The organism is Bacillus sp. GW823-FHT06A11 (genome assembly GCF_058795355.1).
Window position 1 is genome coordinate 558889 of record NZ_JBXAHS010000004.1, and the last position, 22703, is coordinate 581591.

Sequence of the window (22703 nt, forward strand, 5' to 3'; positions counted from 1 at the left end):
GGAACCAGAAGTGAAACCGGAGGATCCGAAAGAACCGAAGGAGCCAGAAGTGAAACCAGAGGATCCGAAAGAACCGAAGGAGCCAGAAGTGAAACCGGAAGATCCGAAAGAACCGAAGGAACCAGAAGTGAAACCGGAGGATCCGAAAGAACCGAAGGAGCCAGAAGTGAAACCGGAAGACCCGAAAGATCTGAAGAAACCGGAAGTAAGACTGGAAAAGTTAAATAAAGACCCGCAAGTAAAAGTAGAAAAAGAATTACCGAAAACAGGGGCAGCACATCCATGGATGATGTCAGTTGGTGCGGGAATTTCATTCTTAGTTGGCGGAGTATTATTCGTATTAGGTAGAAGAAGAAAACAATAATTTTTGTAGACGAAAAGCACACTGAGTTCGATAGTTTATCGAATTCAGTGTGCTTTCGTGGTATATAAAATAAAAGCTCCTTCCGCGTATGGAAGGAGCTTTTATTTTTACATATTAAAACATGCTTGAGCTATGCATTGGTTGAAGTTTTGCATTTGGATCGAAGTAAGCTTTTGCATTGTTTACTGCTGTCGGTGCTTCGCCAAATCCACAAGCGATAAGTTTTACTTTTCCTTCATATGTACAAATGTCACCAGCAGCGTAAATGCCAGGAATATTTGTTTCCATTTTTGAATTCACAAGGATGCTATTTTTTTGTATATCTAAGCCCCAGTTTTTAATTGGGCCAAGAGAGGAAACGAAGCCGTAGTTTACAATTACATCATCAACATCGATGATAACTTTTTCTTCAGTTTTTACGTGCTGAAGAACGACTTGTTCAATTTTGTCATCACCAATGAGTTCAACTGGAACATACGGTGTACTTACTTCTGCACGAGAATTCATTAAGTTTTCGACGCTATGTTCATGTGCGCGGAATTTATCACGGCGATGAACGATTGTAACTTTGTCAGCAATCGGTTCTAACATCATCGTCCAGTCTACTGCTGAGTCGCCACCGCCAAATACTACGACGCGCTTGCCAGCAAATTTATTCATATCATCAACGAAATAATGTAAGTTTTTCTTTTCGTATTTTGCTGTACCTTCTAATTCTAAGCGGCGTGGTTGGAAAGCACCATTGCCGGCAGTAATAATGACTGATTTAGAATAGTGAGTTTGTTTATTCGTAACAAGTTTAAATATACCATCAGCTTGTTTTTCAAGCGTATCAACAGCTTCTTCTAAGCAAATGGTTGGATCAAATTTCTTCATTTGCTCTTTTAAGTTATCAACTAATTCTTGTGCGCGCACTTTTGGAAATCCAGCTACATCATAAATGTATTTTTCAGGGTAGAGTGCGGATAATTGTCCTCCAAGTTGAGGTAAGCTTTCAATGATTTTTACACTTGCTTGTCTCATCCCACCATAAAATGCTGTGAATAGTCCTGTTGGACCACCACCAATAATTGTTATGTCGTAAACTTTTTGATTTTCTGCCACTTTCATTCCCCCTATAGATGGAATTTTGATATTGATTTCATATATTGTTCATATGTACACGAAAATCCTGCAAATGATGACACTTTCAAATAAATGATAGCATATTTGAGTTCATAATACTTCTGAAAACGACTGAATTGTGTGTAAGTTTTCGCATAGATGCTTTTTGTATTGTATAAAATATACAGAAAGGAAAATACATGAAAAAAAGGCTGAAAAACCCTTGAAAACGCTATGTTATTTTAAAATATTGATAATTCTCCAGAAGCTTGAATTCTGGAATAAAACCGACTAATATAGGGAAGTATTATGTTAAATTTCTATGACAAAATTCGTACGATTTTTTGACTGCGTTTTGTTATGATATAGAATGTGATAAATTCCACATTCTTGACAAATAGAGTTTTTAGTACTTGGTATTATTTCTCATTACTATTATATAAAGAAAAGGGTTGTGATTTGGTGAAGACTCCAAAAATCGTAGTTTTAGGTGCAGGTTATGGCGGGATGATTACGACTGTTCGTCTGCAAAAAGCATTATCTGTAAATGAAGCTGAAATTACGTTAGTAAACAACAACAGCTATCACTACCAAGCGACTTGGTTACACGAGAGCGCAGCTGGTACATTACAAGATGAAAAAATCTGTCTAGATATTCAAGACGTTATTGATACAAATAAAGTGAACTTTGTACAAGACACAGTAGTAGAAATTAAAGCTGCTGAAAAACGTATTATCTTAAAAGACGGCGAGTTAGAGTATGACTACTTGGTAATCGGTCTTGGTTTCGAATCAGAAACATTCGGAATTACAGGATTAAAAGAGCATGCATTCTCAATCGCTAACATTAATGCAACTCGTGAAATTCGTGAGCATATGGAAGCTAGTTTCGCTAAATATGCAGATGAAAAGCGCGATGAGTTAGTAACAATCGTTGTTGGTGGTGCTGGATTTACTGGTATCGAGTACGTAGGTGAGCTTGCAAACCGTGTTCCTGAACTTTGCAAACAGTACAATGTACCACGTGAAAAAGCACGTATCATCTGTGTAGAAGCTGCTCCAACAGCACTTCCAGGTTTCGATCCAGCATTAGTAGAATATGCTGTAAAACAACTTGAGAAAAAAGGCGTAGAATTCCGCATCGGTACAGCAATTAAAGAAGCAACTGAAGAAGGTATTATTGTTGCAAATGGTGATGATACTGAATTAATTAAGTCTGAAACAGTAGTTTGGGCTGCAGGTGTTCGTGGTAATGGTATTGTGGAAGAGTCTGGCTTTGAAGCAATGCGCGGACGTGTAAAAGTTGATGAGTACATGCACGCTCCAGGATACGAAGAGGTATTCATGGTTGGTGATGCAGCGTTAATCATTAACGAAGAAATTAACCGTCCTTACCCACCAACAGCACAAATTGCAATTCAACAAGGTTACAATATTGCACACAACTTAACTGTATTAGTTCGTGGCAAGGGCGAAATGAAAAAATTCGCATTCGATAATAAAGGATCTGTATGTTCTTTAGGTCATGACGATGCAATGGGCGTTGTTATGGGTAAAAAGTTAACAGGTTGGAAAGCTTCCTTCATGAAGAAAGTAATCGATAACCGCTACTTATTCTTATTAGGTGGACCTTTATTAGTTCTTAAAAAAGGTAAATTAAAGTTCTTTTAATATATAGTAGAAAAAGCAGAAACGGCTAAGCGCCGTTTCTGCTTTTTTTTCATATAATACATGTTTTCAATATAACAATAGAAAGATGGGAGAAATGTTTTATTTTCTTCATAATTACATTTCTGCATCTTGATATTTTTTTGTTAACAGTATATCGACAAAATGGGTTTTTTCACTTTTTGAAAAAAGGAAATTTCACAGCGAATTAAAAAGTATAGTATAATATATAGAAAAGAAAGAATATTCTGTCCGTTCGGATGGAGGAGGATGCATCATGGGGAAGCGCGGGAAAGTATGGTTAGCTGTTAGTGGCTTAGTAGCTACAAAAGATGGCAGGTGGCTATTCGTTAAGAAGAAATACAGTGGATTAAAAGGGAAATGGTCTTTACCGGCTGGTTTTGTAAATGAAGGTGAGACAGTTGATGAAGCTGTGAAACGCGAAGTGTTAGAAGAGACAGGCATTGTCGCTCATGTGAAGGGGATCATTGGTGTTCGATCGGGTGTTATTCGTGATGAAATTAGTGATAATATGATTATTTTCCTTTTGGAGCCTGAAGGAGAAAATATTATTGTACAGGAGAAAGAATTGTCTGAAGTGGCGTTCTTACATCCAGACAAGATTGCGGACGATCCGAATACGTCTGTACTTATTAAATATTTGTTAGAAGGAAGATCAGAACTACATCTTGAAGTGGACAAAACATTAAATCCAGGAGAACCATTTGGTTATACAGCCTATCACGTATTTACGGCACGTGCGAAGGAGAGGGAGAAAGAGTGAGTATACCGGTACTACTTATTTCAATGATGTTATTTTTTATTTTGTTCTTTGGAATTGGATTTTTACTCAACATGATTTTGCGAGCTACTTGGGTAATGGTTATTGTGTATCCGATTGTTTGTATGCTTATTATTAATAAAGCGAGTATGTGGGATTATTTTTCAAAACCGAAAGAAACATTTTCTTCATTTGGGACAAGTGTATCGCACTTAGGACAAGCAGACGTGTTTATTCTATCTACTGGATTAGTAGGGGCTGCTTTAGCAGGAGTCGTGATCAAGAAACTTCGGAAAAGCGGATATCAAATGTTTTAATCTCCAACTAAGTTGGAGATTATTTTTTGCATATTCCTTCATCGTATAGGGAATGATTAACGATGAAGGAGTGTGGAATATAAAAATGTTAAAACGATATTGTATTCGCATTATGATGACTTGTTTACTTGCATTTGCATTATGCGTAACATGGAAGGCTTTCACTGGAGTTTCTTTATTAGAGATTGTAAAGACATATGAAGGAATAAGTGCAAAAGAAGTACATGCAGCAGAAGTTAAGAGAAATGTTGCTCCGAGTAAAGAAGTGATAAATGCTTTAGAGCAGGCAAACGACTGGTCTAAATATCGTTCAATTGAAATGACTGCAACAGGTTATACATCGGGGATTGAGTCAACAGGTAAGAGGCCAGGGCATCCAGAGTATGGTATTACATATTCAGGTGTTAAAGTGAAAAGGGATTTATATTCCACAATTGCTGCGGACTTACGCGTATTCCCGATTGGAACGATTCTCTTCGTGCCAGGTTACGGGTATGGTGTAGTAGCTGATAAGGGCGGAGCAATAAAAGGAAACCGTCTTGATTTATATTATGATACGGTGAAAGATGTTTATAGCCAATGGGGTAAGAAAAAAGTAAATGTGTATGTAGTAAAAGTAGGAAAAGGTAAGTTTACAGAAGAAGAGTTAACGATGTTAAATCAAGACGAAACGATGCAAGTGTTTCGTGGTCAATATTTAAAGCAAAGATAGTCTAGTCGTAATTACGCTAGACTTTTTTTCTTGGCTTATTTCATAATAGAGGAGATTTTACACGTCATATAACTGTAGTTAGAATTGTCGCATTTTATCGAAAATAAAGTTATAATGGTGGTAGAGAAATTTAGGGGGTCTGAACATGTTTCAAGTACAAAAAGAATTAGCAGGTCACGAAGCAGTAATTGTCGCTTTATTTGAAGAAGAAAAAATGAGTAGTTTTGTACAAGAACTGGACAAAGCGTTTGAAGGACAATTACAAGTTTTACTAGAAGAGAAAGAATTATCTACGAAGAAAAAGGCCATTTCGAAAGTACATAGCTTAGGAAAAACAAATGTGAAACGGTATTACTTTGTTGGTTTAGGCAAGAAAGAGTCTTATACGACAGAAACGTTACGTGTGGCTCTTGGAAAAACGTTTAAAACACTACAAGCAGCAAAAGTACAAGATGCAGCAATCTTACTTGATTCTTTCGTAACAGAGAAATTAGACGTGATTGATGTCGCTCATATTGCAGCAGAGGTACAAGGCCTTGGTACATATGAATTACAAACGTATAAATCAGATAAAAAGGATCGTGTAGAGTTAGAGAAGTTCACGGCTATTACAGCGGAAGATGCACAAGAAATTGAAGCCGCATTAACAGTTGGCTACGTACATGGACGTGCAACAAATTCAGCTCGTACACTTGTAAATATGCCGCCAAACGTATTAACAGCGACAAAGCTTGCTGAGTATGCTGTTGAGTTAGCGGAGAAGTATGATATGGACTATAAAGTTCTTGAAAAAGAAGAGATGGAAGATCTTGGTATGGGTGCGTTACTTGCAGTAAACCAAGGTAGTACAGAGCCACCCAAAATGATTGCTCTTATTTATAAAGGAAAAGAAGAGTGGACAGATGTCATTGGATTCGTTGGAAAAGGTATTACATACGATACAGGTGGTTATTCTTTAAAACCACGTGAAGGCATGGTTGGTATGAAAGGTGATATGGGCGGTGCAGCTGCTGTATTAGGTGCGATGGAAATTATCGGAGAACTGCGCCCAGAACAAAATGTGATCGCTGTTATTCCTTCAACTGATAACGTTGTAAGTGGTACGGCATTTAAGCCAGACGATGTAATCACATCTATGAGTGGAAAAACAATTGAAGTATTAAATACGGATGCAGAAGGTCGTCTAGCTTTAGCTGATGGTATTACGTATGCGAAAAAACTTGGCGCAAACTACCTTGTTGATGTTGCAACATTAACAGGCGGTGTAATTGTTGCACTTGGAAACCATACGACAGGCGCAATGACAAATAATGAAGAGTTGTTTGAGCAAGTACTAGAGGCTTCTATGGAAACAGATGAACCAATTTGGCAACTACCGATTTTTGATCGTGATAAAGAACGTGTGAGAAACAGTAAGTTTGCTGATTTAAATAACTCACCAGGCCGTGAAGGACATGCGGTTATGGCAGGTACATTCCTAGGCGAATTCGCTGAAGATACACCGTGGGTACACTTAGATATCGCTGGAACATCAGAAACAAAAGGCGCGCACGACTTAGGTCCAGCTGGAGCAACTGGTGCAATGGTACGTACACTTGCAATACTTGTGGAGCGTTTCGGAGAAGAATAAGAGTATAAGTGAAGACTGTTCCAATATTTTGGAACAGTCTTCTTTTTTATAGGTTTGTTTATCCCGCTATTTGCCGGACAGTAAGACCCTAACCTCAAAATTTAGTGGAAGCAAAGAAGTGAGGTGGGGTTGCCCGTAAACGCTCAATTGGTGAGGGCTGATTAAAGTTTCACTTTATAAAGAAATTGTATACAAAATCCCATTTAAAGCAAAAGAAGTACGGCCCGTTTCTTCAGAGACAACTAATATAAGTGCATCACTCTTTTCTGATAAGCCTATTGCAGCTCTGTGACGCGTTCCTAGCTCAGAATCAACTTCTGTACTTTTCGTTAAAGGAAGAATATTAGCAGCTGAGACTATATGATTATTTTTTACGAGAACGGCACCGTCATGAAGAGGGTTACCTGGGTAAAATATTGATTCGAGTAATGGCGCAGTTAAATGAGCGTTTAATGTCGTTCCAGTTTGAATGAAAGCTTCAAGCGTTTCATTTCGTTCCACAACGATAAGAGCACCATGTTTTCTAGCGCTTAAATGTTGGATAGCTGTCGTAATAAAAGATGAACTTTCCGTATAAGGTGATAAATATGCCTGAATATAGTATGTAGCTGCCAATGTTTGTACATTTGCCAACATATGATGAATATCTTCCATTTTGCATAAAATACATTCATCTTCTTTATCGATTGCGTTTCTCATAATCGATAGTTCTCTTTCAGCAATTTCAATCATTTGCTTTGTTTGTATTTTGAGCTCTTCTGACAAGCCCCATTCTTGCATAATCCTCATTCCCTTTAGTGGAGTATTTAACAATAGTGTATACAAATATTCCTAGTAAAATCCTGCTAGATTTTATAAAATATTGAGATACAGCATATTTTTTTCATATAATAAAGATATGACAAGCGGGAGGAGAGAGAAGAATGAATTGGAAACAAGAATTTAGTCGCTGGCTTTCTTACGCACAATTAGATGCAGAATTAAAAGAACAGCTAGAAAATATGAAGCAAGATGAGAAGAAAATCGAGGATAGTTTTTATAAAAATCTAGAGTTTGGCACAGGTGGTATGCGTGGTGAACTTGGTGCTGGTACGAACCGTTTAAACGTATATACAGTTCGTAAAGCAACAAAAGGATTAGCAAGCTTTATTGAAAAGTTAGGTGAGGAAGCGAAAAAACGAGGTGTTGTTGTAGCCTATGATTCTCGACATAAATCGCCTGAATTCGCAATGGAGGTCGCTGCAACACTTGGCGCACGCGGTATCACAACATATGTGTTTGAAAGCTTACGTCCAACGCCAGTGCTTTCTTTCGCAGTTCGTCATTTACATACAGTAAGTGGAATCGTTCTTACGGCAAGCCATAATCCGCCTGAATATAACGGATATAAAGTATACGGTGAAGATGGTGGACAGTTGCCTCCAAAAGAGGCAGATGAGTTAATTAGCTACGTAAACGCAGTAGAAGATGAATTAACAGTTGAAGTCGCTGATGTAGAGCAATTAAAAGCTGACGGTTTATTACATATTATTGGACAAGAAGTAGATGATGCATATGCTGCAGAATTGAACAATGTTATCATTAATAAAGAAATGGTACAAAAGGTTGGTAAAGACTTAAAAATCGTCTTTACACCATTACACGGAACATCAAATATTTCTGTACGCCGTGGTTTAAAAGAAGTTGGATTTACAGATGTAACAGTTGTAAAAGAGCAAGAGTTACCAGATCCAAACTTCTCTACAGTAAAATCACCGAACCCAGAAGAGCACGCAGCGTTTGAGTATGCAATTCGTGACGGTGAAAAGGTAGGCGCAGATGTATTAATCGCAACTGATCCTGACGCAGATCGCCTTGGTGTAGCAGTTCGTAATCATAATGGTGAGTTCCAAGTATTAACAGGTAACCAAACAGGTGCATTAATGCTTGATTACTTACTATCTCAAAAGAAAGAAAACGGAACGCTTCCAGAGAACGGTGTCGTATTAAAAACAATTGTAACGTCTGAAATTGGTCGTACAATTGCAAAAGCATACGGTTTAGATACAATTGATACGTTAACTGGATTTAAATTTATCGGTGAGAAAATTAGACAGTATGAAGAAAGCGGACAATACGAATTCCAATTCGGTTATGAGGAAAGCTATGGTTATTTAATCCGTCCATTCTGCCGTGATAAAGATGCAGTACAATCTGTCCTATTTGCATGTGAAGTAGCTGCATACTACAAATCACAAGGGAAAACGTTATATGATGGTCTATTAGAAGTATTTGAGAAATACGGATTCTTCCGTGAAGACCTTGTATCGTTAACGTTAAAAGGAAAAGATGGAGCGGAACAAATCCAAGAGATGATGGCGACGTTCCGTGAGAATCCTCCGAAAGAAGTAGCGGGCTTAACAGTCGTAGCAGTTGAAGACTATAAAGCAAGCATTGTTACATCTTTACAAGATGGACATAAAGAAGAGATTCACTTACCGAAATCAAATGTGTTAAAATATCAATTAGAGGATGGTTCATGGTTCTGCCTACGTCCATCTGGAACTGAACCGAAGATTAAGTTCTACTTTGGTGTAAAAGATAGTTCTTTACAAAATAGTGAACAAAAGTTACTTACTATTAAAGAAGATATTATGAATCGTTTATAATATAAAGTAATTTTAAGTAGTAGGGAACAAAAGGGAGCGAAATCTCCCTTTTGTTTTATGTAAGGAAATGATCGTTATTGATTCTGACAGAAGAGAGGGTATTTTGTGATGAAAAAAGTAAGAAAAGCCATAATCCCAGCAGCTGGATTGGGAACACGTTTTTTACCAGCAACAAAAGCAATGCCGAAAGAAATGTTGCCGATAGTAGATAAACCAACTATCCAATACATCGTAGAAGAAGCAATACAATCAGGAATCGAAGATATTATTATCGTTACTGGTAAAACAAAGCGCTCTATTGAAGATCATTTTGATAATGCATTTGAGTTAGAGCAAAACTTATTAGAAAAGAAAAAGTATGAGTTACTTGAAAAAGTACAGGCTTCTTCAAAAATGGTAGATATTCATTATATTCGTCAAAAAGAACCAAGAGGATTAGGACACGCTGTTTGGTGTGCACGTAAATTCATCGGTGATGAGCCATTTGCTGTTTTATTAGGCGATGATATCGTTCAAGCTGAAAAACCATGCTTACGTCAATTAATCGAAGAATATGATAAAACGCTTTCTTCTGTTATTGGTGTACAAACGGTTCCAGAAAATGAAACACACCGCTACGGAATTATTGATCCATTAGAACAAGAAGGTCGTCGTTACCAAGTTCGCAATTTCGTTGAGAAACCAGCACAAGGTACAGCACCTTCAAACTTAGCGATTATGGGCCGTTACATTTTAACGCCTGAAATCTTTATGTTCTTAGAGCAGCAACATGTCGGTGCTGGTGGTGAAATTCAGTTAACAGATGCAATCCAAAGCTTAAATGAAATCCAACGTGTATTTGCTTACGATTTCGAAGGAAAGCGCTACGACGTAGGTGAAAAGCTAGGATTTGTTCAAACGACAATCGAAATGGCCCTGCAACACCCAGAATTACGTGATGACATGGTTGTAATGATGAAGAAAATTTTAGAAGAACAAGTGAATCAAGAGTCTTAATATAAAAAAAGAGTTATTGCAGCAAGCTGCAATAACTCTTTTTTATTATGAAATCGTCGAATGAGAATGCTGATAAGCAGAACGACGCACAGCATAGTATATGCGAGGGGCGATAATAGCACCGATAATTGTAAATACAATATCTTTTACTGCAAACCACATCATAATCATCCAAGCAGCTTTATAGCTCATATTACCGCCCATAAAGAGATTGACTGCCCCGTACATGTAAGTAGTACCGATTATATAAGTTAAAATAATTCCTGTGAAAGAGGCAATCGCAAATGTAATGAATGTTGGTCTTTCTTTTTGTTCTACTAGTTTCCCCGATACGTAAGCAACGATAATAAATGCGATAATAAAACCACCAGTAGGATCTAAAAGTGCTCCAAATCCAGCCTTGAAGTTAGCGAAAATTGGTGCGCCGGCTACGCCAACGAGCATATAAACAGTCATGGATAAAGCACCAAGTCTACTTCCAAGAAGAAGACCTGCTAAAATTGCGAAAAATGGTTGCATAGATAATGGGATACCTGCTACTTGAAGGAATGGTGCCCAAGATACAATATTTGCACCGATGGCCATAAGAGCAACGAACATGGCAGCTAATGCTAAATCTAAAACATGTAATCTTCTCATAATGTTAACCTCCTGTTGTTTTTAGGTTAACATTATCGTAGCTAAAATATTTACTTGTTGTCAATCAAAATATTTTGATAAGAAGGCTTTAAATAGTCTCTTAACAACGTATATGGAATACGAAATTGCGGAATTCCACTTGAATACGGAGCAATCTCATATAAAGGGAAATAAATGACGAGATTGTCTGGCTCTAAAAAGAAGTGAAACTTTTTCATACTCATTACCTTTTCAGTTGCATCAGGAAAATAAATACTTTCATTTTGTTTAATTTGTCTTACAATCTCTGCACGGATTACATCTTTATATGTATCTTTTTGTTGAAATAAATCGTCTAAGTGCAGTAGCTTTTTTTCTTTTAAATCAAATGTATTTGCCTTCCACGTATAAAGACCGTGTGCTCCGCCAGTATATTGATAGTAATTCACATATAGGCTAAGAAAAGGTGGTTTGTTTAAAGAGACTTTATAATCAACATTTGCTACGTACGGATGAAATGGTGTACTAGATCCTTCTGTCTCTTTATAGTATTTTTTTGCTTCTTTTTCTAATTTGTTTTTAAATTTGTCAGTGGATTTTTTGTAGTATAAATTGAGCTTATTTTGAAATGTAGAGTCAGAAAAGTTGTGAAAAGAAGGCCTATTTATTTGATATTCTATATAAGGTTTCTTACCTTTTTGCGTTACAGTCTTAACATCGATTGTCAGGTTAGATGCTTTGGCTGTTATTGCACAATTTGGTACAATAGTCAGCAAGGAGAACATAAGCAGTAATATACAAAATTTCTGTTTCATTTAGGTGAAGCCTCCTTATATAAGTGTTATAAGTAGTTTGAAAATAAATAGGTAAAATTATACATTTAATTAAAGCAAGAGAAGGAGGAAGCGATATGGCAAAAACTTTAATGGATTCACTTGGAATTGAGTTGTTAGAGATGACAGAAGATAAGGTGGTTGCTACGATGCCTGTTGATGAGCGTACGCATCAGCCATTTGGATTTTTACATGGCGGTGCATCGGTTGCATTAGCAGAAACAGTGGCAAGTGTTGGTTCATACAATTTAATTGATCAAGAAAAATGTATTTGTTTCGGATTAGAAATTAATGCAAACCACATTCGCTCAAAGAAAGATGGAATTGTAACAGCGATCGGAACACCGATACATAGAGGACAATCGACAATGGTTTGGGATGTTCGTATTATTGATGAAAATGATGATTTACTATGTATATCAAGATGTACAGTAGCAATTAAAGAAAAACGTGAAAAGTAAAAAAGAGGCGCTCTTATGAGCAGCCTCTTTTTCTTATAATTAGAACTGGATTTTCTTCTCTAAGAAACCTTTTAGTTCGCTAATTGGCATACGAACTTGTTCCATTGTATCACGGTCACGTACTGTAACAGCTTTGTCTTCAACTGAGTCGAAGTCGTATGTGATACAGAATGGTGTACCGATTTCGTCTTGACGACGGTAACGTTTACCGATAGAACCAGTTTCATCAAAGTCTACCATGAAGTCTTTAGCTAATTCTGCGAATACTTCAGTAGCACCTTCAGATAGCTTTTTAGATAATGGTAAGATAGCTGCTTTGTATGGTGCTAAAGCAGGGTGGAAACGAAGAACTGTACGAGAATCGTTTTCTAATTGCTCTTCTTCATATGCATCACATAAGAATGCTAATGTTACACGGTCTGCGCCTAAAGATGGCTCGATGCAGTATGGTACGTAACGCTCATTCGTTTGTGGATCGATATAGTTAAAGTCTTCGTTTGAGTGTTCCATGTGACGTTTTAAGTCGAAGTCTGTACGAGATGCAACGCCCCAAAGTTCGCCCCAACCGAATGGGAATTTGAATTCAATGTCAGTTGTTGCATTACTATAGTGAGATAACTCTTCTTCACCGTGGTCACGAAGACGCATGCTCTCTTCAGTCATACCAAGTGAAAGTAACCAGTTTTTACAAGTTTCACGCCAGAATGCGAACCACTCTAAATCTTCACCAGGCTTACAGAAGAATTCAAGTTCCATTTGTTCGAATTCACGTGTACGGAATGTGAAGTTACCAGGTGTGATTTCGTTACGGAAACTCTTACCGATTTGGCCAATACCAAATGGAAGCTTTTTACGCATAGAGCGTTGAACGTTTTTGAAGTTTACGAAAATACCTTGTGCTGTTTCAGGACGAAGGAAGATTTCGTTTGTGCTAGACTCTGTAACACCTTGGAATGTTTTGAACATTAAGTTGAACTGACGGATTTCAGTGAATTCTTCACTACCGCAATCAGGACATTTTACTTCATGTTCTTTCATTAAGTCAGCCATTTGGTCGAAAGTAAGACCATCAACAACCATTTCGATGCCTTTTGCATCTAAAGCATCCTCAATTAATTTGTCAGCACGGTGACGAGCTTTACATTTTTTACAGTCGATCATTGGATCGTTGAAGTTACCAACGTGACCAGAAGCGATCCAAGTTTTAGGGTTCATTAAAATAGCTGCGTCTAAACCAACGTTGTATGGAGATTCTTGAATGAATTTTTTCCACCAAGCTTTTTTAACATTATTTTTTAATTCGATTCCAAGTGGACCGTAATCCCAAGTGTTTGCAAGACCACCGTAAATTTCAGAACCAGGGAAAACAAAACCGCGATGTTTCGCTAAGTTTACAACTTGTTCCATTGAATACATAAGAAAATCCTCCTTTTGAAAGTTAACGTATTGGCGATGACATACTCTGATACTTTGGAAACGAGCAGTATAGCTAAAAAGAACATAAAAAAACGCTCATCCCAAGGCTTATTTGCCTAGGGACGAGCGTTTGCCCGCGGTTCCACCCTAGTTGATACACAAAAGGTGCATCCACTTTATCATGTATTGCTCGGGACTGCCGTTTCCTTGCGGCTTCAGGCTTTCACTATCCCTGAATCGCTTTTTATGCAAGTACTTATAAGTCCGTCATCGCTACTTATATTAGTAATAATGAACATATTCTAACACGTTCTTTTTTAAATCTCAATAGAGGAACGCGTCTATCTATGATAGAGTCTCGCCTATTTTTTCATTATTTATTCCGTAATTTTCTTTAATATGCTTAATTGCTTCACGCTTACTTAATGGAGCGAGCTCGTTGTTTTGCACGTATTCCCAAACTACATCCGGATTTGTTTTTGCATATTCACGAAGGACCCAGCCAATCGCTTTTTGAATGAAAAATTCTTTTGAAGAATATAGTTGTCCAATAATCCAGAAAAGAAGTTCTTCATCCATCTTTTGTTTATATTTCAGTTGGAATAAAATAGCGGCGCGTTGTAACCATATGTTATCTGATGCAATCCATTTTGGAATATAAGCAGAAATCAATTCTGGGTGTTTTAAAAAGATAGTACCTAAGAATGTAGGGACGATGCTATCGACAGAGTCCCACCAAGATTTTGTGACAATAAGTTCTTCTAAGAAGGGGATATGAGTTTCGTTTATATGTTTTTTATATTTTTGCATAATATCAAGTGCGGCCGCTTGGAATTCACGTTCTGGTAAGTCCCAAAGCTCACGTACGATAATTTGGAAGTCTTTTTTATCTGGGAGAGTATGTATTTGAATGATGTCTTTTAATAATTGGCGTCTTTCCGGTGTTTGAATACCTAGAAATGGGAAGTGATTTTTCATATAACGAGCCATAGGTTCTGCTTTTTCAGGATTTTTATGAGCTGTGAAATGCTCTTGTAATGCTTTTACAAATGGATGCATAAGTGTTTCTCCTCTCTTATTCTCTATCTTCTCTTATTATACAAAGAGTTTGGATAAATTTTAAAACATAACTTGCAATGTAATGAAATATGTTGAAAGTAGAGAGGAGAGGATAAGATGGAGGATCAAGGCGTACTAGCAGGTTTCTTTGCTCTTAGTTTTGCGTTTATTCTTGTTATATTGATTTGGGCAATTATTTCATATTTGTTAACGGCTTTTGCACTTTATTCGATGGCGAAAAATGATGGTGCAACGGACGGGGTGCTTGCGTTTATTCCGTTTTTGAATAGTAAGACGTGGGGTGACTTAGCGAAAGATAAATTACCAGATTTTTTGAAAGAAGAAGCAGGGTGGAAAGTGTTCGGTATATATGTTGCATGTTTCATTTTTAATTTCGTACCAATTATAAGTTTACTAGCAACAGCTGTATCGATTGTATTGTCTATTTATCTTATCTACGCTATTTTAGACAGATATGGAACGAACTCTATATTATTTACGATTATTCATGTAATCACATTTTCGGTGTTCTTACCGATTCATTTATTTATTATTCGAAATGAACCGGTGAGATATAAAGAGTAGATTTTTCGTTTTTGTTGATAAGTCGATATATTTTAGATATAAGTAAAAAAGCGCCCTGATTATCAGAGCGCTCTTTTTACTACATAAGGTAGCGTAAATAAATATAAATGTGAGAAATGATTAATGAAACGATCATAATTGGGAAACCGACTTTTAGGAATTCCATGTAACTAAATTTATGTCCTTCGCGGCTCGCAATACCTGCAACGATTACGTTAGCAGAAGCTCCGATTAATGTTCCGTTTCCACCGAGACAAGCACCTAGTGCTAATGCCCACCATAATACATCGATTTGTGCGTCAGATGGTGATAAGCCTAGCCCAACTGCCATATCGTTAATAAGTGGAATCATTGTTGCGACGAATGGGATGTTATCAATTGTTGCAGAGGCGATACCAGATACCCATAAAATAAGGATGGATGCGTAAGAAATATCTCCGCCTGTTATACCAATTACTTTTTGAGCTAACATTTTGATAAGACCGATATCGATAAGTCCTCCAACAAGTACGAATAGCCCTGCGAAGAAGAAGATTGTTACCCACTCTACGCTTGCAAATACTTCTTCAATTTCATGCTCTTTCACACCAATTAACATAAGTACAGTAGCACCAGTTAAGGCAATGATAGCCGCATCAATATGGAAAATAGAATGAGTCATGAAACCTACAATCGTAAGTCCAAGCACCGTTAAAGATTTTTTCATTAATACTGGATCTTTAATGTATTGTTTTTCATCTAAGCTCATTAATTTTTTAACCTGTACAGGATCGGCAATTAATTGTTTACGGTACATGAAGTAAAGTATTGTTGCTGTAACTCCAATAATAATAATTACGATTGGTGCTAGATTCAATAGGAAAGCATTGAAATCTAAATGCTTATTGGCAGAACCAATCATAATGTTAGGTGGATCACCAATTAATGTTGCCGTTCCCCCAATGTTTGAAAAAATAATTTCAGAAAGTAGATACGGAACAGGATTTACTTGCAGTATGCGCGTAATAGATAAAGTAACTGGAACAACAAGAAGTACAGTTGTAACGTTATCTAAAAATGCGGAGCCAAGCGCGGTAAGTAGGGAAAGGGAAATTAAAATTTTAATTGGATTTCCTTGTGCCCCTTTTGCTGCTTTAATGGCAACGTATTGGAAAACACCTGATTTACTCGTAATGTTCACCAAAATCATCATACCGATGAGTAGCGTAATCGTTCCCCATTCAATATGTTTCGTAAAGGCGTTATGTAAATCGACGACCCCCACAATTACCATGAATGCTGCACCAAGAAGTGCGATGACAGCGCGATTAATTTTTTCAGAAATAATAATGGCATATGTAATTAAAAAGACTGCGATAGCAAAATAATACTGCCAGTTAGCGAGTTCTTGCGTTGTTTCGTGCAAAAATCTCATCTCCTTTCATTCATTTTTCTTAGTGTGTCAAATATTAACTAGATGAAACACACATAACGTCATTATAAAGTAGAAAAACTGCGGATGTAAATGCAAGGAGGGATTTTGTCATATTTTCTGCATAGGTCATTTTTTCTTATTTTTTAAAATATTTGTGGGCATTTGACATATATATAAGATACATCCAATCTGAATATTTAAAATGGAATTAGCATTCGAGCTTGTTCGTGTAGGAGTGTCAAATAGAAAGGAATGATAAAAATGATAAGGAAGGGATCGTATGGATGAACAACGATTTTTATTTTTAGACTTTGAGTTTACGATGCCCCAGCATAGAAAGAAACCGAAAGGATTTTTTCCGGAAATTATTGAGGTAGGACTCGTTTCAGTTGCTGGCTGTAAGGTGGAAGATACGTATTCATCACATGTCAGGCCGAAAACATTTCCCTCTTTAACGGATCGATGTAAGAAGTTTTTAGGAATAAAACAAGAAGTCGTGGATAAAGGGATTTCATTTCCTGAACTCGTTAAGAAGCTTGCGGAATACGAAACGAAATGTAAACCGACAATTGTAACGTGGGGAAATATGGATATGAAAGTGCTGAAGCATAATTGTGAAATGGCAGGGATAGCTTTTCCATTCTTCGGACAGTGTCGTGATTTATCGCTTGAGTATAAGAAGTTTTTTGGAGAAAGAAATCAAACAGGATTATGGAAAGCAATTGAGGCGTACGGAAAAGTAGGGACAGGGAAGCATCATTGTGCGCTTGATGATGCGATGACGACGTACAATATTTTTAAACTAGTAGAAAAAGATAAAGAGTATTTAGTAAAACCAGCACCTCCAACATTAGGAGAACTCGTTGATTTTTCAAAAGTGTTAAAGAAAGTGAGCACACAGTAACGACCAAATTGCACATTATGTAATTTGGTCGTTTTGTTTTTTAAAGTTTGTAGTCTTTCTTTAACTGTTCTAATGTTTCTAGACTACGCTCTGCAAAAGGTGAATCATCTTCAGAAAATGAATTCATTTGGGTTTCTAATGCTAATTTTAGTGACTCGGTATAATCCGGAATTTCTCCTTCATATTTTTTCACCATTTGCTCTGGAATGTTCGTCTGTTCACGGAAAGCTAAAGCGCGTCTTTCATGGAAAAATGGTACGTCAGCTTGTTTTACGTTATGTAAGTCACCTTGCACCGGATGTTTTAAAACAGCTAATACTTTTACGACGTAACTGCCAGGGCGGCTATTTGTAACTTCGCCGATGTATTTGCCAGTTTTATAAATCCCAGTAACGATTTCACCAATTTCAAATGTTTCTCTCATATTTTTCACCTCAAGTTTATAGTAAGGAAAGTAGGAGAAGGAGTCAAAGAAATCATTTGCTTTCGGAACGCCCCCTTGAGAATATGGATAGGTTCCACTATAATTTAAAGTTATATAACAGAAAATTCTGATGTTTTACAAATCCTATAATAAGGAGTGTTCTATATGATGCCTTTATATTTTCCGGAAGATAAAACAGAATATATTATTCCAGGGATTGTTTGCGTGCTATTTATAATTGGTGCCGTTGCTACGTGGCGTATGTTCATTCGTGTATCAAAACGAGAAGCGGAGCGATTACAGAAAGTTGAAGAAAAACTTTTAGCGGAAAAGAAACAGTAACTCATTTTTGTATGTTTCCCTCTATGCTCGGACAATCTAAGGGCAGAATATATTTTGGAGGGAATAGAATGAAGAAGCGGCTTTTTTTCAGTTGTTGTTTATTATTTCTGATGGCAGGTTGTGACCAAGGAAAGCCGAAAGAAATTGAAGTGAAATTACATAATGCTTCAGGAGATGAAGTAGGGACTGCGAAAGTAGTGCAGCAAACAAGTGGCGTGAAAATTACGATTAAAGGAGAAGGTTTCACGCCAGGACCACACGGACTACATGTACATGAAATCGGAGAGTGTAAGGCACCTCGTTTTGAATCATCCGGGAACCATTTTAATCCTGATGATAAAAAACATGGTCTTCTTAATCCGAAGGGTGCAGAAAACGGTGATTTACCGAACGTAGTTGCAGATGGTTCTGGAAAGATTAAAGCGGAAATCGATGCACCTCGCATCACACTTGAAGAAGGAAAAACGACGATTCATAGAAAAGATGGAGCGTCTATTATTATTACAGAAAACCCTGATGATGGTATGACACAACCGACAGGTAAATCAGGCGATCGAATTGCTTGTGGTGTAATTGTAAAAAAAGCAGCAGATATGAAGAAAAAGTAAAAGCTACCGTACTGGTAGCTTTTTTTTGTGTAGTATAAGTGAAAATATATCAGCGATTATTGGAATATATCGATTGTAACTCAAATTATATCGGCGATTATTAGAATATATCGACCGTAACTTGAAATATATCGACTTACCGATAAAATAGGACAAAGGAGTCTGTCCAAGAATGATTAGGGGACAGACTCCTCTATTATTATGAAAACGTATGACGCAGTCTGTTCAAAATTTCTTCTAAAACAGATCGTGGACAGCCGATGTTAATTCGAATATGTTCTTCGCCACCTAACCCATATTTCTCACCAGGTTCAACGATGATTTTTCCTTTTTCCTCAAGTAATGCAGTACGCTCGTTTTGAGAAAGCTTTAGACGAGAACAATCAATCCATAATAAAAAGCTACCTTCTGGCTTCGTTACGGAAAGAGCAGGTATGTGAGTTTTAATATATTCACAAGCAAATTGAGCATTATCTTCTATATATAATCGAATTTCGTTTAACCAATCATTACATTCTGTATAGGCACTTTGCATCGCTGTGTAGGCAAAGATATTTAACCCGTGGAAGCCTTGTCTATATTGGATAGCTGTAAAGGCGTGACGGAGTTTTTCGTTTGGAATGATAATAATCGAAGCTTGTAATCCAGCGATATTAAATGTTTTACTTGGAGCCATACAAGTGATAGTGCGCTCTGCTAATTCTTCAGATAAGGAAGCGAACGGCGTATGTGTATGTTCTGCATAAATGATATCGGAATGAATTTCATCCGCGACAACGATAACGTCATATTTAGTACATAACGATCCGAGCTGCACAAGTTCCTCTTTCGTCCAAACGCGTCCGATTGGGTTATGAGGGCTACAAAGAAGCATGAGTTTGACACCTTGCTGAAACTGCTTTTCTAAATGCTCGAAGTCTATCACATATGTATCATTTTGTTTCTGTAATGGACTCACGCATAACTGCCTGTTGTTTGTTGTGACCATTTCGAAAAATGGAGGATAAATAGGTGGTTGTACGAGAACGGATTCGTTTTCTTTTGTGAAAGCCTGTATGCTCGTACTAAGAGCTGGAACGATCCCCGCGCTAAAAACAATCCATTCTTTTTGAATGTCCCAGTTATATTGTTTTTTTGTCCAGTTACAAATAATATCTCCAATATTTTCGGGAGGAAGTGTATAGCCGAAAATAGGATGCTCAATACGTTTCTTTAAAGCAGTTTGAATTTGTGTTGGTACTTCAAAATCCATATCAGCAATCCAAGCATGGATAAGTTCTTCGTTTTTATATGTATCCCATTTTATACTATGCGTTCCACGTCGATTGATTGCTTTATGAAATAGTTGCATACGTTTGCTCCCTTCTTCTGTAAAACCAATAAGTTATGAAAGTTCTCTCTCTTCTTATAGAATAGCTGATGTGATAGGATAAAGAAAAGTATTAAAAAGTGAAAAGGCGGGAAGCGAATGGGTACATATGAAAAGATGATAGAGGTTGTGAAGAATTGGGATCCGTTTCAAATGGGACCGGAGTTTTATGAAACAGAAGCGAGCGATGTTGTGAACGTCATAAGTGTGTTTGATGATCCAAAATACATCGCAAAGAAGATTCAACATATATACTTTATGTCTTTTGAGGAAGTACCTGCGCTTGAAAAATGTGAGAAATTAGCTGTGGAATTACTTGTAATAAAAGAAGGCGGAAGCTGTTCATTATAGGCTGTCGGAATTTCCGACGGCCTTTTTTATATTATCCCGCTATTTGCCGGGCAGTAAGACCCCCACCTCAAAATTCAGCAGAAGCAAAGAAGTTAGGTGGGGGCTAATTAAAGTTTCACTTTATTGCGCAGAAAAAGCGATAATTTCTTCATAAACATGTTCAGGCTTTTCTTCAGGTAGTAAATGTCCTGTATTTTCGTAAGAAATAAATTTTGAATTCGGTAAATCTTTGTGTAGACGATGACCTACATGTACAGGGACGACGCGGTCTTTTTCACCCCAAATGAGTAGTGTAGGTGTTTCGATTTTTTGTAATTCAGTTGAAGATAAGTCACCTTCACGGTCTCGTATCATGCGAGTTAAAGCGGGAAATATACGGTCGTCATAAAAAGGAGCGGAGTAACCTTTTTTCATTTCATCGTCAATTAATGAGTGATCATGAACGACATTCATTAAGTTATGAACGATACCGCGTCTAATAATCCAGTTCTTTACGTATAAATGAAAGAACGGTAAATAAGAAGAGTATAGTAAAGGTAAGGTTGCGCGTGCTAAATAGCTAGAGCTACATAGTAAAATCGTTTTTGAAATGAGTTCAGGACGTATACGGTTTACATAGAGAGAAATTTGCCCACCCATAGAGTGCCCAACTAATACAATGTTTGAGAGAGATAAATGTTCAATTAAATCAATAATAATCGTTGCTAAATTGTGATAAGAATACTTAAACAGATGAGACTTATCACTTTTTCCGAACGGTGGTAAATCAAGAGCAATCACTGTTCCTGCTTTCGATAGTAAGGGAATGAGACGACGGTAACTGAATGAGGAAGATAAAAAGCCGTGAACGAGTACGAAAGTAGGACGTTCTGTTTTGTTATCGTGTTCATACAATTCGTAATGAATAGTAGTGCCGCGAGTGGAAAAAGTGAAATAAGGACAAGTATATTCGTGATTCATTTTTTGTCACTCCATTGATTTTTGTTCATATCATCTCCAAGGAAGAAGAAAATATGTTAACAAAAAAAGGCAAGATGACGACGTCATCTTGCCTTTCGTTTATTCAGTATTACCCGCGAACAATATTAGGCGGTGTTTTTCCTTGTAATCCTGCAACTAAATTTTCAGCGGCGGTCATAGCCATTTGCTGCCTAGTTTTTAATGTTGCAGATCCGATGTGTGGTAAAGTCACAACATTTTGTAATGATAAGAGTGGATTATCTTTTTGAATCGGCTCTTGTGTAAATGTATCGATACCTGCTGCAAAGATTTTCTTTTCTGTTAAAGCATGGATTAACGCTTCTTCATCTACTGTTTTCCCGCGAGAAGCATTAATGAAGATTGCTGTTTCTTTCATTAATGAAAATTCCTTTTCTCCAATAAGGTGATATGTTTCATCTGTTAATGGAGTAAGAAGAACAATAAAGTCAGACTGCTTCAGTAGCGTCTGTAAATCACAATATGTAGCATCGAATTTTTGTTCAGCTTCTTCTTTACGACGGCGGTTATAGTAAAGAACATTCATATCAAATCCGAATTTTGCTCGTTTTGCAACGGCTTCTCCAATTCGGCCCATACCGATAATACCAATTGTGCTATGGTGTACATCGAGTCCGAAGTGTTCTTTTCCGATTTCAGCGTTCCATTCACCATTTTTCACGTAAGAATCGAGTTCGCAAACGCGGCGCCCAGCTGATAGCATAAGGGCGAAAACGAGATCAGCTACTGTATCATCTAATACATATGGTGTATTCGTTCCGATAACATTTCGGTTTTTCATCGCTTGTAAATCAAAATTATCGTAACCGACAGAAATGTTGCTCACTACTTTTAAGTTAGGAGCCACTGTCAGTAATTCTTCATTAATAGCAGATCCGAAATTTAATAACCCATCTTTATCTTGTATTTTCTCTAATAGAACATCACGAGGTACTTTCTCATTTTGATCCCATTTTTCATAATCACAGTGTTCTGATAAATAGTTTTCTACAAATGTTGGAACTGGTTCAGCAATATAAACTTTTGGTTTCACGGTTCCATCCCCTTTCGCTTTATCACGCATTTTTCCGCTGATTAAAGTTTCACTTTATTTTGACATA

General features: G+C 37.1%; 25 protein-coding genes. 14 read left to right on the forward strand and 11 right to left on the reverse strand.

Annotated elements, in window-relative coordinates; genetic code table 11:
* Positions 1-364 (forward strand): LPXTG cell wall anchor domain-containing protein (locus tag AC1Q8L_RS22065; RefSeq protein WP_492339490.1); only part of this gene is annotated, 364 nt, incomplete at its 5' end.
* A gap of 114 nt (positions 365-478) precedes the next feature.
* Here the strand turns inward: AC1Q8L_RS22065 and AC1Q8L_RS22070 are convergent.
* On the reverse strand, positions 479-1468 hold the full coding sequence (locus tag AC1Q8L_RS22070) for an NAD(P)/FAD-dependent oxidoreductase (RefSeq protein ID WP_000829772.1): 990 nt from the start codon (positions 1466-1468) through the stop codon (positions 479-481).
* A gap of 462 nt (positions 1469-1930) precedes the next feature.
* On the opposite strand from AC1Q8L_RS22070, the gene AC1Q8L_RS22075 reads away from it, so the two are divergent.
* The 5 genes from AC1Q8L_RS22075 (at position 1931) to pepA (ending at position 6576) form a co-directional block, all read left to right on the forward strand.
* Complete coding sequence (locus tag AC1Q8L_RS22075) at positions 1931-3139, forward strand: NAD(P)/FAD-dependent oxidoreductase (protein ID WP_000856602.1); 1209 nt, start codon at positions 1931-1933, stop codon at positions 3137-3139.
* A 274-nt stretch (positions 3140-3413) separates the two neighbouring features.
* The gene (locus AC1Q8L_RS22080) at positions 3414-3920 is read left to right on the forward strand and encodes an NUDIX hydrolase (RefSeq protein ID WP_000517993.1); all 507 of its coding nucleotides are present in this window, start codon (positions 3414-3416) and stop codon (positions 3918-3920) included.
* Positions 3917-4234 (forward strand): YuiB family protein, encoded by a 318-nt coding sequence (locus tag AC1Q8L_RS22085; protein ID WP_000027016.1) that lies wholly within the window; start codon positions 3917-3919, stop codon positions 4232-4234. Before AC1Q8L_RS22080 ends, AC1Q8L_RS22085 begins: the two co-directional genes overlap by 4 nt.
* Before the next feature lie 85 nt (positions 4235-4319).
* Complete coding sequence (gene spsC, locus AC1Q8L_RS22090; protein WP_002152190.1) at positions 4320-4946, forward strand: stationary phase survival protein SpsC; 627 nt, start codon at positions 4320-4322, stop codon at positions 4944-4946.
* Between the two features lie 145 nt (positions 4947-5091).
* A complete protein-coding gene (gene pepA, locus AC1Q8L_RS22095) occupies positions 5092-6576 on the forward strand; it encodes a cytosol aminopeptidase (protein ID WP_000487954.1) in 1485 nt (494 codons plus the stop codon).
* Between the two features lie 174 nt (positions 6577-6750).
* On the opposite strand, the gene cdaS is transcribed toward pepA, so the two are convergent.
* Positions 6751-7356, reverse strand: a complete 606-nt coding sequence (gene cdaS, locus AC1Q8L_RS22100; RefSeq protein ID WP_001158743.1) for a sporulation-specific diadenylate cyclase CdaS — start codon at positions 7354-7356, stop codon at positions 6751-6753.
* A 143-nt stretch (positions 7357-7499) separates the two neighbouring features.
* On the opposite strand from cdaS, the gene AC1Q8L_RS22105 reads away from it, so the two are divergent.
* Positions 7500-9224 carry a phospho-sugar mutase gene (locus AC1Q8L_RS22105; RefSeq protein ID WP_001104220.1) on the forward strand — a complete coding sequence of 575 codons (1725 nt, stop codon included), beginning with the start codon at positions 7500-7502 and terminating at the stop codon, positions 9222-9224.
* Positions 9225-9332: 108 nt separating this feature from the next.
* The gene (gene galU / locus AC1Q8L_RS22110; protein ID WP_000757815.1) at positions 9333-10220 is read left to right on the forward strand and encodes a UTP--glucose-1-phosphate uridylyltransferase GalU; all 888 of its coding nucleotides are present in this window, start codon (positions 9333-9335) and stop codon (positions 10218-10220) included.
* A gap of 45 nt (positions 10221-10265) precedes the next feature.
* Here galU and AC1Q8L_RS22115 read toward each other — a convergent pair whose 3' ends face one another.
* Together AC1Q8L_RS22115 and AC1Q8L_RS22120 are read right to left on the reverse strand one after the other, a co-directional pair.
* On the reverse strand, positions 10266-10859 hold the full coding sequence (locus AC1Q8L_RS22115) for a biotin transporter BioY (protein WP_001253381.1): 594 nt from the start codon (positions 10857-10859) through the stop codon (positions 10266-10268).
* 50 nt (positions 10860-10909) lie between these two features.
* Complete coding sequence (locus tag AC1Q8L_RS22120; RefSeq protein WP_000810335.1) at positions 10910-11653, reverse strand: DUF3298 and DUF4163 domain-containing protein; 744 nt, start codon at positions 11651-11653, stop codon at positions 10910-10912.
* A 95-nt stretch (positions 11654-11748) separates the two neighbouring features.
* Here AC1Q8L_RS22120 and AC1Q8L_RS22125 point away from each other — a divergent pair, with 95 nt between their 5' ends.
* Positions 11749-12132 carry a hotdog fold thioesterase gene (locus AC1Q8L_RS22125; RefSeq protein ID WP_001140612.1) on the forward strand — a complete coding sequence of 128 codons (384 nt, stop codon included), beginning with the start codon at positions 11749-11751 and terminating at the stop codon, positions 12130-12132.
* Positions 12133-12171: 39 nt separating this feature from the next.
* Here AC1Q8L_RS22125 and AC1Q8L_RS22130 read toward each other — a convergent pair whose 3' ends face one another.
* The gene (locus AC1Q8L_RS22130; protein WP_000287154.1) at positions 12172-13548 is read right to left on the reverse strand and encodes a glycine--tRNA ligase; all 1377 of its coding nucleotides are present in this window, start codon (positions 13546-13548) and stop codon (positions 12172-12174) included.
* Between the two features lie 345 nt (positions 13549-13893).
* Entirely contained in the window at positions 13894-14607 is a 714-nt protein-coding gene (locus AC1Q8L_RS22135) for a DNA alkylation repair protein (RefSeq protein WP_000553299.1), read from the reverse strand.
* Positions 14608-14724: 117 nt separating this feature from the next.
* Between AC1Q8L_RS22135 and AC1Q8L_RS22140 the strand changes: the two genes are divergently transcribed.
* The gene (locus AC1Q8L_RS22140) at positions 14725-15192 is read left to right on the forward strand and encodes a hypothetical protein (RefSeq protein ID WP_000390061.1); all 468 of its coding nucleotides are present in this window, start codon (positions 14725-14727) and stop codon (positions 15190-15192) included.
* Positions 15193-15271: 79 nt separating this feature from the next.
* On the opposite strand, the gene AC1Q8L_RS22145 is transcribed toward AC1Q8L_RS22140, so the two are convergent.
* On the reverse strand, positions 15272-16597 hold the full coding sequence (locus AC1Q8L_RS22145) for an ArsB/NhaD family transporter (RefSeq protein ID WP_000545210.1): 1326 nt from the start codon (positions 16595-16597) through the stop codon (positions 15272-15274).
* A gap of 289 nt (positions 16598-16886) precedes the next feature.
* On the opposite strand from AC1Q8L_RS22145, the gene kapD reads away from it, so the two are divergent.
* A complete protein-coding gene (gene kapD, locus AC1Q8L_RS22150; protein WP_000344356.1) occupies positions 16887-17510 on the forward strand; it encodes a 3'-5' exonuclease KapD in 624 nt (207 codons plus the stop codon).
* A 40-nt stretch (positions 17511-17550) separates the two neighbouring features.
* On the opposite strand, the gene kapB is transcribed toward kapD, so the two are convergent.
* Complete coding sequence (gene kapB, locus AC1Q8L_RS22155) at positions 17551-17934, reverse strand: kinase-associated lipoprotein KapB (RefSeq protein WP_001209343.1); 384 nt, start codon at positions 17932-17934, stop codon at positions 17551-17553.
* 165 nt (positions 17935-18099) lie between these two features.
* Here kapB and AC1Q8L_RS22160 point away from each other — a divergent pair, with 165 nt between their 5' ends.
* Positions 18100-18276 (forward strand): hypothetical protein, encoded by a 177-nt coding sequence (locus AC1Q8L_RS22160; RefSeq protein WP_000982763.1) that lies wholly within the window; start codon positions 18100-18102, stop codon positions 18274-18276.
* A 68-nt stretch (positions 18277-18344) separates the two neighbouring features.
* Positions 18345-18884, forward strand: coding sequence for a superoxide dismutase [Cu-Zn] (gene sodC, locus AC1Q8L_RS22165; protein ID WP_000746521.1), 540 nt, complete (start codon positions 18345-18347; stop codon positions 18882-18884).
* 199 nt (positions 18885-19083) lie between these two features.
* Here sodC and AC1Q8L_RS22170 read toward each other — a convergent pair whose 3' ends face one another.
* Complete coding sequence (locus AC1Q8L_RS22170; protein ID WP_001175831.1) at positions 19084-20235, reverse strand: MalY/PatB family protein; 1152 nt, start codon at positions 20233-20235, stop codon at positions 19084-19086.
* A gap of 117 nt (positions 20236-20352) precedes the next feature.
* Between AC1Q8L_RS22170 and AC1Q8L_RS22175 the strand changes: the two genes are divergently transcribed.
* Positions 20353-20604, forward strand: coding sequence for a YugE family protein (locus AC1Q8L_RS22175; protein WP_000537641.1), 252 nt, complete (start codon positions 20353-20355; stop codon positions 20602-20604).
* Positions 20605-20724: 120 nt separating this feature from the next.
* On the opposite strand, the gene AC1Q8L_RS22180 is transcribed toward AC1Q8L_RS22175, so the two are convergent.
* Positions 20725-21564 (reverse strand): alpha/beta fold hydrolase, encoded by an 840-nt coding sequence (locus tag AC1Q8L_RS22180; RefSeq protein WP_001015204.1) that lies wholly within the window; start codon positions 21562-21564, stop codon positions 20725-20727.
* A gap of 109 nt (positions 21565-21673) precedes the next feature.
* Positions 21674-22666, reverse strand: a complete 993-nt coding sequence (locus tag AC1Q8L_RS22185) for a 2-hydroxyacid dehydrogenase (protein ID WP_002094180.1) — start codon at positions 22664-22666, stop codon at positions 21674-21676.
* Between the last annotated feature and the right edge of the window lie 37 nt (positions 22667-22703).

Excerpts from the sequence above, each read along its gene's own strand:
- AC1Q8L_RS22080 (WP_000517993.1), top strand. The coding sequence starts at position 3,414 with ATGGGGAAGCGCGGGAAAGTATGGTTAGCTGTTAGTGGCTTAGTAGCT.
- spsC (WP_002152190.1), top strand. The coding sequence starts at position 4,320 with ATGTTAAAACGATATTGTATTCGCATTATGATGACTTGTTTACTTGCA.
- pepA (WP_000487954.1), top strand. The coding sequence starts at position 5,092 with ATGTTTCAAGTACAAAAAGAATTAGCAGGTCACGAAGCAGTAATTGTC.
- cdaS (WP_001158743.1), bottom strand. The coding sequence starts at position 7,356 with ATGCAAGAATGGGGCTTGTCAGAAGAGCTCAAAATACAAACAAAGCAA.
- AC1Q8L_RS22105 (WP_001104220.1), top strand. The coding sequence starts at position 7,500 with ATGAATTGGAAACAAGAATTTAGTCGCTGGCTTTCTTACGCACAATTA.
- galU (WP_000757815.1), top strand. The coding sequence starts at position 9,333 with ATGAAAAAAGTAAGAAAAGCCATAATCCCAGCAGCTGGATTGGGAACA.
- AC1Q8L_RS22115 (WP_001253381.1), bottom strand. The coding sequence starts at position 10,859 with ATGAGAAGATTACATGTTTTAGATTTAGCATTAGCTGCCATGTTCGTT.
- AC1Q8L_RS22120 (WP_000810335.1), bottom strand. The coding sequence starts at position 11,653 with ATGAAACAGAAATTTTGTATATTACTGCTTATGTTCTCCTTGCTGACT.
- AC1Q8L_RS22125 (WP_001140612.1), top strand. The coding sequence starts at position 11,749 with ATGGCAAAAACTTTAATGGATTCACTTGGAATTGAGTTGTTAGAGATG.
- AC1Q8L_RS22130 (WP_000287154.1), bottom strand. The coding sequence starts at position 13,548 with ATGTATTCAATGGAACAAGTTGTAAACTTAGCGAAACATCGCGGTTTT.
- AC1Q8L_RS22135 (WP_000553299.1), bottom strand. The coding sequence starts at position 14,607 with ATGCATCCATTTGTAAAAGCATTACAAGAGCATTTCACAGCTCATAAA.
- AC1Q8L_RS22140 (WP_000390061.1), top strand. The coding sequence starts at position 14,725 with ATGGAGGATCAAGGCGTACTAGCAGGTTTCTTTGCTCTTAGTTTTGCG.
- kapD (WP_000344356.1), top strand. The coding sequence starts at position 16,887 with ATGGATGAACAACGATTTTTATTTTTAGACTTTGAGTTTACGATGCCC.
- kapB (WP_001209343.1), bottom strand. The coding sequence starts at position 17,934 with ATGAGAGAAACATTTGAAATTGGTGAAATCGTTACTGGGATTTATAAA.
- AC1Q8L_RS22160 (WP_000982763.1), top strand. The coding sequence starts at position 18,100 with ATGATGCCTTTATATTTTCCGGAAGATAAAACAGAATATATTATTCCA.
- sodC (WP_000746521.1), top strand. The coding sequence starts at position 18,345 with ATGAAGAAGCGGCTTTTTTTCAGTTGTTGTTTATTATTTCTGATGGCA.
- AC1Q8L_RS22170 (WP_001175831.1), bottom strand. The coding sequence starts at position 20,235 with ATGCAACTATTTCATAAAGCAATCAATCGACGTGGAACGCATAGTATA.
- AC1Q8L_RS22175 (WP_000537641.1), top strand. The coding sequence starts at position 20,353 with ATGGGTACATATGAAAAGATGATAGAGGTTGTGAAGAATTGGGATCCG.
- AC1Q8L_RS22180 (WP_001015204.1), bottom strand. The coding sequence starts at position 21,564 with ATGAATCACGAATATACTTGTCCTTATTTCACTTTTTCCACTCGCGGC.
- AC1Q8L_RS22185 (WP_002094180.1), bottom strand. The coding sequence starts at position 22,666 with ATGCGTGATAAAGCGAAAGGGGATGGAACCGTGAAACCAAAAGTTTAT.